Source organism: Mycobacterium sp. NGS17, from assembly GCF_059813205.1.
In genome coordinates this window covers 711423-724479 of the sequence record NZ_JCALED010000002.1, presented here as the reverse complement: position 1 = coordinate 724479, position 13057 = coordinate 711423, and the positions used below count along the sequence as shown (strand labels likewise).

Annotated in this window: 11 protein-coding genes; 2 read left to right on the top strand and 9 right to left on the bottom strand. The window is 67.8% G+C overall.

Features of this window, described 5'->3' with window-relative positions; all coding sequences use genetic code 11:
- Positions 1-49 precede the first annotated feature (49 nt).
- From AC5Y7E_RS07610 to AC5Y7E_RS07575, 8 genes are all read right to left on the bottom strand, one after another.
- Entirely contained in the window at positions 50-817 is a 768-nt protein-coding gene (locus tag AC5Y7E_RS07610; RefSeq protein ID WP_499948246.1) for a sirohydrochlorin chelatase, read from the bottom strand.
- Positions 808-1959 (bottom strand): uroporphyrinogen-III synthase, encoded by a 1152-nt coding sequence (locus AC5Y7E_RS07605; protein WP_499948340.1) that lies wholly within the window; start codon positions 1957-1959, stop codon positions 808-810. Before AC5Y7E_RS07605 ends, AC5Y7E_RS07610 begins: the two co-directional genes overlap by 10 nt.
- 89 nt (positions 1960-2048) lie before the next feature.
- Entirely contained in the window at positions 2049-3461 is a 1413-nt protein-coding gene (locus AC5Y7E_RS07600) for a nitrate/nitrite transporter (protein WP_499948244.1), read from the bottom strand.
- A 381-nt stretch (positions 3462-3842) separates the two neighbouring features.
- Positions 3843-4754, bottom strand: coding sequence for a 5-oxoprolinase/urea amidolyase family protein (locus tag AC5Y7E_RS07595; protein WP_499948242.1), 912 nt, complete (start codon positions 4752-4754; stop codon positions 3843-3845).
- A gap of 68 nt (positions 4755-4822) precedes the next feature.
- Positions 4823-5497 carry a 5-oxoprolinase subunit B family protein gene (locus tag AC5Y7E_RS07590; protein WP_499948240.1) on the bottom strand — a complete coding sequence of 225 codons (675 nt, stop codon included), beginning with the start codon at positions 5495-5497 and terminating at the stop codon, positions 4823-4825.
- Positions 5498-5609: 112 nt separating this feature from the next.
- Positions 5610-6614: an ABC transporter substrate-binding protein gene (locus tag AC5Y7E_RS07585; protein ID WP_499948238.1), complete on the bottom strand. Its 1005-nt coding sequence runs from the start codon at positions 6612-6614 to the stop codon at positions 5610-5612.
- Positions 6615-6671: 57 nt separating this feature from the next.
- Positions 6672-7256 carry an acyl-CoA-like ligand-binding transcription factor gene (locus tag AC5Y7E_RS07580; protein ID WP_499948236.1) on the bottom strand — a complete coding sequence of 195 codons (585 nt, stop codon included), beginning with the start codon at positions 7254-7256 and terminating at the stop codon, positions 6672-6674.
- 71 nt (positions 7257-7327) lie between these two features.
- Complete coding sequence (locus AC5Y7E_RS07575; RefSeq protein ID WP_499948234.1) at positions 7328-8281, bottom strand: alpha/beta fold hydrolase; 954 nt, start codon at positions 8279-8281, stop codon at positions 7328-7330.
- A 309-nt stretch (positions 8282-8590) separates the two neighbouring features.
- Here AC5Y7E_RS07575 and AC5Y7E_RS07570 point away from each other — a divergent pair, with 309 nt between their 5' ends.
- Entirely contained in the window at positions 8591-9985 is a 1395-nt protein-coding gene (locus AC5Y7E_RS07570; protein ID WP_499948232.1) for a NarK family nitrate/nitrite MFS transporter, read from the top strand.
- A gap of 13 nt (positions 9986-9998) precedes the next feature.
- Here the strand turns inward: AC5Y7E_RS07570 and AC5Y7E_RS07565 are convergent, their stop codons facing one another.
- Positions 9999-11282 carry a DNA polymerase domain-containing protein gene (locus tag AC5Y7E_RS07565; protein ID WP_499948230.1) on the bottom strand — a complete coding sequence of 428 codons (1284 nt, stop codon included), beginning with the start codon at positions 11280-11282 and terminating at the stop codon, positions 9999-10001.
- Between the two features lie 59 nt (positions 11283-11341).
- Here AC5Y7E_RS07565 and fadD2 point away from each other — a divergent pair, with 59 nt between their 5' ends.
- On the top strand, positions 11342-13021 hold the full coding sequence (gene fadD2 / locus AC5Y7E_RS07560; RefSeq protein ID WP_499917796.1) for a long-chain-fatty-acid--CoA ligase FadD2: 1680 nt from the start codon (positions 11342-11344) through the stop codon (positions 13019-13021).
- Positions 13022-13057 lie beyond the last annotated feature (36 nt).

Here is a 13057-nt window from a genome sequence, read left to right as displayed (position 1 = left end):
GATCAAGGAACGCCGAGCACCGGCGCGCCTCGCCGGCAGGCGATTTGCGCTAGGGAAGGGAAATTGTGGTTCGAGGGTGGGCCGGCTGATGCGGGCTCGATCGGCGCGACGCGTGCCGGGCCGTCCGGGCGAGGACCGGCGGCAGCGCCCGGCGAAAGCGGTTCGCGACCAGCCGCGCCAGCCCCGGGTGGGTGCCCAGCGGCTCGCTGACCAGGTCGGCGCCACACCCGTGCAGCCGTTGTTGGAACAGGCCGTCGGCCAGTAGATACGAAGCGACCACGACGCGTCCGCCGGTGCGGCGCGCCCGTGCCCGATCCACGGCCTCTGGCACCGGCGGATCACCGGTGGCCGCGAACGCCAGGCTCACCCGGGACCCGGTCAGCGCCGACAACAGCGTCGCCGTGGTGTGCAGATCGGCGCGGGCCTTGTCGTCGGATGTCCCCGCGGCCGCCAGGATCACCGAATCGCCCGGCCGCCAACCGCATTTCAGCAGTTGATCGCCGACGATCCGGGCGATCTGACCGCTCGGGCCCAACGCGGGGGTGACGGTCACGTTCGGGTGTCCACTGATCTCGACGTGTGACGGCAGGTCCGCCCGTACGTGGTATCCGCGCGACAGGAACGCGGGCACCACGATGGCGGGCCGTTCGGCGGCCTTCGCGCGCGCCAGGACTTCGCTGGGGGTGGGGCCGAGAACATCCACGAAGGCAACGTCTACCGTGCTGCGGACGAGCGTACTCACCTGTGCCGCAAGGTCTTCGATCATCGCAACGCCACCCGGCCTGCGGGTGCCGTGGGCTACCAGGATCAATGCCATGTGGAGTCTCCCGGATGGTCGACCGCGAGCCGGTAACCGCGCTTGACGACGGTCGCAACGATGTTCTTGTCGCCCAGCGCCGTTCGCAGCCGCAGCACTGCGGTATCGACGGCGTGGGGATCATTGCTGTTGCCGGGAAGTACCCGCAGCAAGTCGTTGCGTGCGACGACATCGCCGGGACGTTGTGCCAGTGCGCGCAGGGTAGCCATGCTCGATCCCGACAGCGACTGCACCGACCCGTCGACCAGCACGCACGTTCCGCGGATCTCGATGTCGTGCCCGGCCGCGCGGATGGTGCACGACCGCAGCGGCGGGAGCTCCTGGGCGATGTGACGGGCCAACGCGCCCAACCGCATTCGCTCGGGCGAGGACGTCGGGATCCCCGCGCGGATCAACGGCTGGGCGGTGACCGGGCCGACGCACATCGCATGCACGTCGCTGCGAAGCGCTTGCAGCAGTTGGTCTTCGATGCCCAGCTCGCGGCTGCGTTCCAGCAGCGCCGCGCCGGCGGGCGCCGAGGTGAAGGTCACGGCGTCGAATTGCCGGCGCGCGACCGAGGCGACGAGTTGGTCGAAGTCACCGCCGGCCGGCGTCGGCTTCCACCGGTACACATGGATGGGAACCACCTGCGCGCCCGCCGCCCGCAATCCGTTGATGAACTCCGGGAAGGGATCCCAACCGTCGGCTGCACCGTGCAGCTGGACGGCGATGCGCTTGCCGGCGACGTCCGACTCGAGGAGATAGCGCAGGACTTCGCGCGACGACTCTGACTTGGGGGACCACTCCTCGTGCAGCCCGGCGGCCCGCAACGCGCCGGTCGCCTTCGGGCCGCGCGCCACGATCCGCGACTTGGCAAGCGACGCCAGCAGCTGGGTCGCCAGCCCCCAGCCGTCGGCCGCGGCGACCCAGCCGCGGAAGCCTATGCCGGTGTGCGCCACCAAGATATCGGGTGGATCGGCGATCACCGCTTCGGTGTGATTCTGCAGTTCGGCGTCTTCGGGCAGCGCGATGATGTTGATGGCCGCGGCGCTGGAGACCTCCGCGCCGTTACGGCGCAGCAACGCGCACAGCTCCTCAGCGCGGTTCGCCGACGTGACGGCGATCCGGTAGCCGGTCAGCGGCGCGGAGTCTGGTGGGGCCAGTTGAGGGGCCATATGAATTGTGTATGCCTGCGACGTTTCGGTTGCGTTACCTGTCAATTGCTGTGGCATTGCCCGTGTTGCGAGTCCGCTCACACGCGGGCGGCCTCGGTATCCGGCGCCGATCCGGACAAGCCCGGGGCGGACGCGGGACGGCGTACGTAGACCACCCACGTCATGATCGCCGCGACGATGTACGAGCTCAGAAAGACCCAGTAGGCAGATGTTTCCGTGCCGGTGCTCAGGTACGACTGGCGCAGCGCCAGGTTGATTCCCACGCCCCCCAACGCCCCGACGGCCGAACAGATGCCGATCAGGGATCCCGACATGGCGCGGGCCCAATGACGGCGCTCGTCCTCGCTCGTGTTCAGCGACCGACTGCGCGCCTCGTAGACCGAGGGGATCAGCTTGAAGACCGAGCCGTTGCCCATGCCGGACAGGACGAACAGCACCATGAAGCCGGTGACGTAGCCGATCATGCTGGCGGAGTGCGCTGCGGCGTGGTGATCGTCGAGGGTGCTGACGGTGACCAGAAGCCCGGCGGCCACGGTCATGCCGGCGAGTACGCCCAGGGTGACGCGGCTGCCGCCGACGCGGTCGGACAGCCGGCCGCCGTAGATGCGTGCCAGCGAACCCAGCAGTGGCCCGATGAAGGCCACCTGGGCGGCGTGTAGGGCCGCATGTTTGGCGCTTTCCCCGCTTTCGGCGAAGTTCACCTGCATCACCTGCCCGAAGGCGAAGGAAAACCCGATCCAGGAGCCGAACGTGGCGATGTAGAGCAGCGAGATCACCTGGGTATCGCGCTCGAACAGGATCGAGCGCATGGTGCTCAACCGGGTGCCGTGGTGAATGTCGTCCATGAACGACGCGGCCGCGATACCGACCATGGTGAGGAACACCAGGTACACAGCGCAGACCCAGTACGGCGCCTTATGCCCGGCCGCGGCCAGCGCCAGCAGGCCGACCAGCTGGATCACCGCGACCCCGACGTTGGCGACGCCGGCGTTGATGGCCAGCGCGCCGCCCTTGAGCCGCTGCGGATAGAAGGCGTTGACGTTGGCCAGCGAGGCCGCGTAATTGCCGCCGCCGAGCCCGGTCATGGCCGCGCACACCACGAACAACCACAGTGGCAGACCGGGATTGGCCAGCAACACAATCGTGAGGGCCGTCGGGATCAACAACACGAAGGCCGAGAACGTCGTCCAGGTGCGGCCGCCGAAGGCGGCGATACCCAGGGTGTAGGGAATGCGGACACAGCCCCCGACCAGGGTCGCGACCGCGCCGAGCAGCAGCTTGTCGCCGGCGGAGAAGCCGTAGACGGAACCGGGCATGAACAGCGCCATCACCGGCCACAGGGTCCAGATCGAAAACGCCACGTGGTCACCGGCAATGGTGCACAGCAGGTTGCGGCGGGCGATGTTCTTGTTGCCGGCCTCCCAGGCCGCCGCGTCCTCCGGATTCCAGTCCGCCTGTCTCCCAACGACCTCGAACCGGTTGGCGCGCATACAGATTCCTCTCCTCCGGTCTCACGAAATCGCCGCATCCGGCCGCCGCCGTGCCAGGGGTCACCGCGCTCGCCCGATACCGGGAGAGCTGTTCAGGGGCGGCTTTCGACACTTGGGCACCCCAGATCATGGGGCATGCCTTGCCGTGCGGTCCGATGCTCACATTTACGACGCGAGCGGGTCAACCGGAGGGGGCCGTTATCGGCTGTTAGTTGTTTACCAATTGTCTGGTAGATCCCTGGGGGCTGCTTAGCGCGCGAGTGTGCGGTTCCTCCAGCCTGAATCGGCACCGCCACCAAGTGATTTCACGCATAGGCGCCTGCTCGTGTGAGCTGGAATACGGTACCGCCCCCCGCACCGACTATGCCCGCACGAGATGCGTTAGGAAAAGGGCCAACTCGCGGCACCGGAGTGGGCGCCGACCAAAGCCCTGGGCCGCGCCCAGTGCAGCCGCACCGCCTGGCCGGGCCGGACCTGGGCGATCTTGTCCACGTCCTCGTCGACCACCACCCCGATCACCGGATAGCCGCCGGTGACCGGATGGTCGGGACCCAGGATCACCGGTAAACCGTTGGGCGGCACCTGGATTGCGCCGCGGGTAGCACCCTCGCTGGGCAGCTGCCGGTCCGGATAGCAGTGCTGCAGCGGCCGGCCCGTCAGCCGCATCCCCACCCGGTCGGTGCGATCGGACGCCATCCAGTACGTGTGCACCAAGCGGTCTGGCTCGACGAACCAATCGTCACGCGGCCCGGGCACCACGAACAGGTCGACGGCGCCCCCGGTGATGGCCGCGACCGGCGCCTGGTCCAATTCGGGATAGGCATCGGTGTGCTCGCCGATCGGCAGCCGGTCACCGCTCCGCAGCGGCGCCGGGCCGATGCCTGACATCACGTCGTAGCTGCGCGAGCCCAGCACCGGCTCCACACAGATGCCGCCGCGGATCGCCAGATAGCTGCGCAGCCCCGCGCGGGGCACGCCCAGCGAGATCACCTCGCCATCGCGCACATGATGAATGCTGTTGGTGCCGAACTTGATTCCGTTGACCGTCGGGTCGGTGTCCGCACCCGTCACCGCGATGTCCACGTCACCGCCGGTGACCCTGGCCGCGAAGCCACCGAACGTCACCTCCACGGTGGCACGGTCGTCGGGATTGGCCACCAGCCGGTTGGCCAGCCTGTGCGCGCGCCGGTCGGCGGCTCCGGACCGGCTCACCCCCAGGTGGGCAAGCCCCGGGCGACCGCGGTCTTGGAGCACGGCGAACGGTCCGGTGCGCAGGATCTCCAGGATTGCCACGGCTCTCTCCTTAGCTATTGGTGGCGAACCGCTTCGCCCGGCTACGTCGCGCTCACGATCGCCGCCGACTAGACGGCCCGGAACTGAACCCACATGCCCTGCGTCAACAACGCGGGGTTCGGGCGCTGCAGATTCCACAGGACGGCGTCGGTGCGGCCGATGAGTTGCCAACCCCCGGGGGACCGGCGTGGGTACACGGCGCTGAATTCACCGGCCAGGCCCACGGAACCCGCCGGCACGGAGGTGCGCGGCTCCGGGCGGCGCGGCACGCGCAGCCGGGCGTCGCCGTCGACCAGATACGCGAAACCGGGTGCGAATCCGCTGAAGCCGACCCGCCACAGCGTTGCGGTGTGGGCGTCGATCACTCCGGCGATGCTCAAACCGGTGTGGCCGGCGACCTCGGCGAGGTCGGGACCGTCGTAGACGACGTCGATGACCACGTCGGCGCGGCGCTCCGAGGAGGCGTCCGGGGTGGCGGCCACGCGCAGCTTACGCAGCCGCTGGCGGATGACGCCTTGGTAGCGGGGGCCGTCCAGCTTCACCAGCACCGTGCGGGCCGCCGGGACGACGTCGTCCACGCCCGGTACCGCCGCGTCGCGCAGCGCGTCCGCCCATGCCAGCACCTCAGCGGTACTGCCGCATTGCACCATCAGCGCGCGGTCGCCGTAGTCCACAACGGTGTTACCGACGAGGTCGGTCGGCAGGTGGTGGGCGACGTCGCCGCTAAGATCCGTCACGCTCATTACTCGACGGTAACTCCGGGATCGGCGCCTGTGCGAGGGGTAGCGACGGATTTTCGAGCACTGCCAGAGCTGCCTTAGCAAACGCTCAAACAGCCGCGGCGAGCCCGGGTGGCTAGCCCAGAATCTTAGTGAGCAGCGGGGGCAGTTGGTCGGCGATGACGGGGTAGCTCAGCGGCGACGCGAACGCGATGGCGCCGGCCTGTTCCTTCGTGGTGAAGATGTTCCGATTCTGCGCGGTGGTGAGCGACCCGGCGACTTCGGGGTCGGCCAGGATCGCCTTCTGATCGTCCGGGCTCTGGGTCGTCCAGATCACCACGTCGGCGGACTCGAGCACCGCTTTGATGTGGTCGCGCGGAATCATGGCCCGCTGACCGGTGCCGAATGGCTTGATGGTGTCGGAGATGACCAGCCCCATTTGATTCAGGAAATCCGTCCGCCAGCCCGCCATGGTGGCGGTGACGGTGCCCTGCTCCGGCGCGCCGTGCATCAGCAGCGCCTTCTTGCCGGTCCATTGTTGATTCTTCTTGCCGATGTCGGTGAACTTCTGGTCGACGCCGTCGACCGACGACTTCATCTGGTCGGCCTTGAAGACCGCCTGGCCGACGGTGGTTGCCTGTTCTTTCCACGGTTCGAAGAAGGCTTCGCCGTCCGACTGCGCGATGGTCGGGGCGATCGCGGACAGTTTCTGATACGTGTCGGCGTCCAGGCCGGCGTTGACGGCCACGATCAGGTCCGGTTTCAGGCCGGCGATCTGGTCGACGGGAACGCCGTTGTCCAGGTTCAGCACCGTCGGCTGCGCACCGCCGAGTTTGGGCGCGGCCCAGGGCCAGACCGCGAAGGGCTGGTCACCGAACCAGTTGGTCACCGCGATCGGCACCACGCCGACCGCCAGCAGGTCGTCCTGTTCGGTGTAGCCGGCGCTGACGACACGCTTGGGGGGTTCTTTGACGACGGTCTGACCGAACAGGTGGGTGACCGTCACCGATCCCGGGGTCGCTCCGGGAGCCGCACTGCGTGACGAGCATCCCGAGGAGAACGCGGTCGCACCGCCGATCGCGGCGACCCCGGCAGCACCTGCGAGCTGCAAGAATCCCCGTCGATTCCATCCCTGTCGCATCGCGTGAGAGTATCGCGTTCCGCCCGTTCAGATGCATCGCCGCGCGGTTGGAACCCGTCAGCCCAGCGGCATGCCGGCGTCCATGAAATCCAGGGCGCGATAGATCGTGTCGGCGGTCTTCGGCGCGCCGTCGAAAGCGGCCATCATGGCACCCGTCAACGCCCCCGCGAACACTCGGACTTCGAAATCGTCTGCGGCACGGCCGATCCGGTGCGCGATGGCCTCGGCGGCGACGGTCACGGTGCGGTAGTACTCGTCGTACATCGCGGCCTTGAGTTCGGGTATGGAGAACATCAGGCGTTGCCGGGTGCTCTCGAACTCGAGCTGGTCGTCGGGCAGCTGGGCGATGACGGCCTCGTAGGCCCGGCGGAAGGCCTGCGCCGGAGAAAGGTCGCGCGGCTGGGCCTTCAACGCGTCGAGGATCAGCGGGTCGAGGTCGTCGGCCAGCAGCAGCGATTCCTTGGATCCGAAGTAGCGGAAGAAGGTGCTCGGCGACACGTCGGCCGCCTCAGCGATCTGTTCCACGGTGGTGGCGGCGTACCCTTTCTGCTCGATGAGGCGAAACGCCTCGCGCCTGATGGCGCGGCGGGTCTTGATCTTCTTGCGCTCCCGTAGCCCCAGGGGAGCCCCAGTCACCTGCATGCGCCGATTGTCGCGCATCGGCGCCTCGTCGTGGGCGCGCGTTGCGGAAGTACGCAGTCGCGGATAGTGAGTTACCGGTCTAGCTGCGCTTGTACGGTTTCGCCGGGTCGCGGCGCTGCGGTGGGCGTCGCCTGGGTGGCGAATGCGACCGCCGCGCGCACGGCCTTGGGGTTGCGCAGGATCCGGTAGTGCGCGAGGCGCCCAAGGCCGTGCGTGGCGGTCAGGCTTGCCCCCGGCCACGCTGAGGCCAAGTCCTCGCTCATCGCAAAGGGGCTGTCGGGGTCGTCGGGGTCGTGCAGGATCAGCAGCGGAGGCGGATCGTCGATGCACGAGGCCAGATGGGTCAGGTCGGAATGCAGCAACGGGAATCCCAGTCGGCGGTCGAGTCGGCGGTGCAGAGCGTCGCGGATGCGCGGGCCGAAGCCGTGCCGCTGCGCGAACCAGTCGAGGTAGAACGCGAAGCCGCCCATCGGTGCCAGGAAGACCAGGCGCTCCGCGCGTGCTCCCCAGGACAGCGCCAGTGCGGTGGCCTTGGCGCCCAGGGAGTGCGCAATGATCGCGTGCGCGGGCCCGTAGGCGTCCACCATGGCTTTGACCGCTTGGGCACATTCGCCGATCGTCGTGCGGCCGGGCGCCAATCCGCCGGGGTCGGATTCCTGGTGGCTGGGGAGGTCGAAGGCAATCACTCGATGGCCCGCCGCTAGCAGGGGTTTGACGAACACTCCGAGGTGCGCACGGCATCCGCCCCAGCCGTGTATCAGGTACACCGGCGGCCCCTGGCCCCAGGCTTCGCCGACGATTCTGTGACCGGACCATGACGCTTCCACAGGTTCACTGGCGCCCACGCCGGGCGGCATGCGGGCCGATGTCGTCTCGGGCGGTGTGCACCACAGTTCGATGGCCCAGCGCGCACCCAGTCGCGGTGCCGTCCGCTCCAGAATGCCGAATGCTCTGCGCACGCGCGGTGAGACGGGGGGTTCTAGACCCGATCCTTCGCCCGCACATGGGGCATCGAAATCGCTCATGAATGCAGTTCCTATCCGGGCCGTGGCAACGTCGGGGGCTCAGCCGGCCGCTTCCGGCACGGTCATAGTGTCGCGGTCGAGATCGCTGAGGACTCCGCGGGTGGTCGATTCGGCGGGATTCGGCGAAGAGCGACGCGACCTCCATCTTGCCCTGGATGCGTTGCGTTGCGGAGTTCTGACAAACGGGGCAGGGCCGTTGCGATTTCTGCGTATCGCCCACGTAACTGTGCACACCCCGGCCGGTAACAGGGCATCTCTAGCGTCGAATCGTCACTGCCCGCGCCTCACGAAACTCAGGAGTCCCACCAGATGACCACGACCATCAGCCCCGTAACGCAGCCCGCGCCCACGCGCGAGCGTCATGCGGGACGGCACTGGATCGATGACTGGCGGCCCGAAGACCCCGATTTCTGGGAGACCACCGGCAAGCCGATCGCTCGCCGGAACCTGATCTTCTCGATCTTCGCCGAGCACGTCGGATTCAGCGTGTGGATGCTGTGGAGCATCGTGGTGGTTCACATGACCGCGGTCGGCGGACCCGGCCACCCCGCCGCGTCCGGGTGGGCGCTGACCGCCAGCCAGGCCCTGTGCCTGGTCGCCGTCCCCAGTGGCGTCGGGGCGTTCCTGAGATTGCCCTACACCTTCGCGGTTCCGCTGTTCGGCGGCCGCAACTGGACCACCATCTCGGCGGCGCTGCTGCTCATCCCGTGCCTGCTGCTGGCCTGGGCGGTGAGCCATCCGGGCCTGCCGTTCGGCGCCCTGGTGGCGATCGCCGCGACCGCCGGCTTCGGCGGCGGCAACTTCGCCTCGTCGATGGCCAACATCTCGTTCTTCTACCCGGAGAAAGACAAGGGCTGGGCGCTGGGCCTGAATGCGGCCGGCGGCAACATCGGCGTGGCGGTAGTGCAAAAGATCATTCCGCCCATCGTCATCGCCGGTGGTGGGATGGCGCTGTCGCGCGCCGGTCTGTGCTACGTGCCGCTGGCCGTCGTGGCCGCGGTCTGCGCGTTCCTGTTCATGAACAACCTCTCCGAGGCCAAGGCCGACGTGCGGCCGGTGCTGGAGTCGCTGCGGCACCCCGACACCTGGATCATGTCGCTGCTCTACATCGGCACCTTCGGGTCGTTCATCGGTTACTCGGCGGCCTTCCCCACCCTGCTGAAGACGGTTTTCGGGCGCGGTGACATCGCCCTGGCGTGGGCCTTCCTGGGTGCGGGCATCGGATCGGTCATCAGGCCCCTCGGCGGAAAGCTGGCCGACCGGATCGGCGGGGCCCGCATCACCGCCGCGAGCTTCGTGATGCTGGCGATCGGGGCGGGGGCCGCGTTGTGGTCGGTGCAGGCGGTCAACCTGCCGGCGTTCTTCGCCAGCTTCATGTTCCTGTTCGTGGCGACCGGCATCGGCAACGGCTCGACCTATCGGATGATTTCGCGGATCTTCAAGATCAAGGGCGAACTGGCCGGGGGCGATCCGGAGACCATGGTGGCCATGCGCCGCCAGGCCGCCGGGGCGCTGGGCGTCATCTCGGCGGTGGGTGCGTTCGGCGGGTTCGTGGTTCCGCTGGCGTACGCGTGGTCGAAGTCGCAGTTCGGCGGCATCGAACCGGCGCTGCGGTTCTACATCGTGTTCTTCCTCGGCCTGCTCGGCGTCACGTGGCACTGCTACCTGCGCAAGCACAACGCGGTCACGCGGGTGGGGATCTAGGCGAGGCCCGGCGTCAGGTCGACGGCTTCTGCTTTCCGCCGTATCCGTCCCAAGGGCTGTAGTCGGCGATCAGGTCTTCCTGGGGTGGCCGTTCGTCTCCCGGAACGTGCTGCAGGTTGATCCGGATCCGGTACCAGATCGAACTGGGCCCGCGCATCCCGTCGACCAGGACGTCGACCGGCTCGAGTCGGCGGGCCGCGGCGGGATAGCGGTCGCGCCAGACGTCCAGCGCCGCCAGCGCCTCGTCCTTGGTCTTGGTGCGGGCGATCTCGATCAGCGGCATCGTCGATTGCCGCCGGCCTGCCGCTCCGCTGCCGCGCGTGCCCGACCCCTTCGGAGCGCGTTCGGGCGGCCCCATCTCCTCGGCCAGCACCAGCAGCCGGTCGAGCTCGCCGACGGCGTCGTCCATTGCCTCCCACGGGTCGCCCAGTTCGGCAAACCGGTCGGGCACGGTGTCGATGGTGAACGCCGCGGGGTCGCAGCCGGCGACCTCGTCCCAGTGCAGCGGGGTCGAGACCCGGGCATCGGGCGTCGCCCGCACCGAGTACGCCGACGCGACCGTGCGGTCCTTCGCGTTCTGGTTGAAGTCGACGAACACCCCTTCGCGTTCTTCCTTCCACCAGCGGCTGGTCGCCGCCTCGGGCAGGCGCCGCTCGACTTCACGGGCGACGGTCTGCGCGGCCAGCCGCACCTGGCGGAACTCCCAGCGCGGGGCGATGCGGGCGTAGATGTGGAAGCCGCGCGATCCCGACGTCTTCGGCCACGCCGTCAGGCCGTAGTCCTCCAGCACCTCGCGGGCCACCAGCGCGACGTCGACGATGCGGCGCCAGGGCACCCCGGGCATCGGATCCAAGTCCACCCGCAGCTCGTCGGGGTGATCGAGGTCCTCGGCGTGCACCGGATGGGGGTTGAGGTCGACGCATCCCAGGTTGACCGCCCAGGCCAGCCCCGCCGCATCGTGGATCACCGCCTCGGCGGCGGAAGTGCCTCGGGCGTAACGCAGTTCGGCGACGTCGACCCAGTCCGGCCGTTTGACCGGTGCGCGCTTCTGGAACACCGCTTCCTCCGTGATGCCCTTGACGAAGCGCTTCAGGATCATCGGGCGGCCGGCCACGCCGCGCAGTGCGCCGTCGGCCACCGCCAGGTAATAGCGGACCAGGTCGAGCTTGGTGTACGGGCCAGCGGAGAATCCAGCGGATTCGCCGGCGCTCGCCGGGGGGAACACCACCTTGTCCGGGTGCGTGATGGTGACCTCGCGCCCGGCCACCTCCAGCGAAACCGGACCCATGTTCATCATCGTAAGTCGGTGGGTACTTACCCCTGGTAATGCGACGGACGTCACATAGGGTGGGATCCATGCCTAATCTGATCGGCCTGCCCGGGCAGGCGGTTTCCAAGGTTCAGCAATACGCGGAGCGCGGTCTAGCGGAGCTGCACTATGTCCGCAAAATTCTCGAAGCCGGGGGCTTTCCGCTGGAGCCTCCCCAGAACCTTGCCGCGATGGTCAGCGACATCCGCAAATGGGGCGAGATCGGGATGCTTCCCGCCCTGCACGCGCGGCGCACCCCGGACAAGGTGGCCATCATCGACGATGACGGCGAGTTGACGTGGAAGGAGCTCGACGACGCCGCCAACGCGGTTGCCCACGGCCTGCTGGACAAGGGCGTCAAGGGCGGCGACGGCGTTGCGATCCTGGCCCGCAACAGCCGCTGGTTTTCCATCGCCGAGTTCGGATGCGCCCGGGTCGGTGCTCGCATCATCCTGCTGAACAGCTCGTTCTCCGGGCCACAGATCAAGGAGGTCTCCGAGCGCGAGGACGCCAAGCTGATCATCTACGACGACGAATACTGCGAGGACGTCAGCAAGGCCGACCCGCCGCTGGGCAAGCTGCGGGCGCTGGGTACCAATCCCGACTCCGACAAGAAGTCGGGCAGCAAAGACGAGACACTTGCCGAGCTGATCGAACACAGCAGCGGCAAGCCCGCACCGAAGGCGGACAAGCATTCGTCGATCATCATCCTGACCAGCGGCACGACCGGCACCCCCAAGGGTGCGAACCGCAGCACCCCGCCGACCTTGGCACCCATCGGCGGCATCCTGTCGCATGTCCCGTTCAAGGCCGGCGAGGTGACGGCGCTTCCCGCGCCGATGTTCCACGCGCTGGGCTTCCTGCACGCCACCATCGGAGCGTTCCTGGGCTCGACGCTGGTGCTGCACCGAAAGTTCAAGCCGGACGTGGTGTTGAAGGACATCGCGAAGCACAAGACGACCGCGATCGTCGTCGTCCCGGTGATGTTGTCCCGGATGCTGGACGCCCTGGAGAAGATGGACGAGAAGCCCGATTTGTCTTGCCTGCGAATCGTTTTCGTCTCCGGTTCGGCATTGAACGCCGATGTCGCCGAGCGGGGTCTCAAAGAGCTCGGGGACGTCATCTACAACATGTACGGCTCGACGGAGATCGCGTTTGCCACCATCGCCGAACCCAAGCACCTCAAGCACAACCCGTCGACGGCGGGACCGGTCGTCAAAGGCGTCAAGGTCAAGATCTACGACGAAAACGGCAAGGAGCTGCCGCAGGGCGAGGTCGGCCGCATCTTCGTCGGCAACGCCTTCCCGTTCGAGGGTTACACCGGCGGCGGCAAGAAGCAGATCATCGACGGGCTGTTGTCCTCGGGCGATGTCGGCTACTTCGACGAGCACAACCTGCTGTACATCAGCGGCCGCGACGACGAGATGATCGTGTCGGGCGGCGAGAACGTCTTCCCCGCGGAAGTCGAGGACTGCCTCAGCGGGCATCCCGAGGTGGTCGAGGCCACGGCGATCGGTGTGGAAGACAAGGAGTGGGGTCACCGCTTGCGCGCCTTCGTGGTCAAGAAGGACGGCTCCGACGTCGACGAGGACACCCTGAAGAAGCACGTGAAGGACCAGTTGGCCAAGTACAAGGTGCCTCGTGAGGTGGTCTTCCTCGACGAGTTGCCGCGTAACCCGACGGGCAAGATCCTCAAGCGCGAATTGCGCGAAATGGACGTCGAATAGCCCATTCGGGGGCGGCGGGCGTCCGTTCGTTGGGCG